The following is a 342-nucleotide window of genomic DNA, read 5'->3' on the forward strand; positions in this document are numbered from 1 at the left end:
TGAAGAATTTAAAAATGCCAAACCAAATAGCAGCGACGAGAATAATGAAGATTTAACAGAAAACGAAATTAATCAGAATAGTAAGTGATAAGATGAATGATTTTAAAAATCTCAAAAAAACAACTGCTGCAATTGAAAAAGCTGAATTAAGAAAAAATAGATTAAAAAATTTAGATCGAAAAGAAAGAGCGCATAGACTGATTCGAAAAGGTGCAATGCTTGAAAAGTATTTTGAATGTGAACATTTAAGTCCAGAGGAAACAGAAGCATTGTTAAAGATGTACTCCAACTACATAAATACAAATAAACCAAATAAATTTAAAAAGAAGTAGTTTATGATGC

At 28.1% G+C, this 342-nt stretch carries 1 protein-coding gene; it reads left to right on the forward strand.

Annotated elements, in window-relative coordinates; translation table 11 throughout:
* Positions 1-92 precede the first annotated feature (92 nt).
* Positions 93-332, forward strand: a complete 240-nt coding sequence (locus HMPREF2647_RS07710) for a DUF3847 domain-containing protein (RefSeq protein WP_002505615.1) — start codon at positions 93-95, stop codon at positions 330-332.
* The last annotated feature ends 10 nt before the right edge of the window (positions 333-342 follow it).

This window comes from Staphylococcus sp. HMSC035D11, from assembly GCF_001836075.1.
GTDB lineage: Bacteria > Bacillota > Bacilli > Staphylococcales > Staphylococcaceae > Staphylococcus > Staphylococcus hominis.